Genomic DNA, 380 nt, shown 5'->3' with positions numbered 1-380 from the left:
AAGTGGCCTTTTTCCAGCTCTCCGGCGGCAGCACCGGGACGCCGAAGCTTATCCCACGCACCCATAACGATTACGACTACAGTATCCGCCGCAGCAACGAGATCTGTGGGATTAACGCTGAAACGCGCTACCTCAACGCGCTGCCGGCGGCGCATAACTATGCGATGAGTTCCCCGGGTTCGCTCGGCGTTTTCCTCGCCGGCGGGCGGGTGATCCTCGCCGCCGACCCGAGCGCCACGCTCTGTTTCCCGCTGATTGAACAACATCAGATCAACGTTGCCTCGCTGGTGCCGCCGGCGGTCAGCCTGTGGCTGCAGGCGATTCACGAATGGGGCAGCAACGCCCAGTTGCAATCGCTGCAGCTGTTGCAGGTCGGCGGC

Annotated in this window: 1 protein-coding gene; it reads left to right on the top strand. The window is 62.9% G+C overall.

The genetic code is table 11. The annotated features are described in order from the left end of the window. Nucleotides 1-380 (top strand): AMP-binding protein (locus tag LU493_RS19745; protein WP_275289501.1); only part of this gene is annotated, 380 nt, incomplete at both ends.

The sequence above is a fragment of the Halomonas elongata genome (assembly GCF_029081005.1).
Classification (GTDB): domain Bacteria; phylum Pseudomonadota; class Gammaproteobacteria; order Pseudomonadales; family Halomonadaceae; genus Halomonas; species Halomonas elongata_B.
Note: the sequence above shows the minus strand (reverse complement) of the source record. Positions and strands in the feature narration are given on the sequence as shown.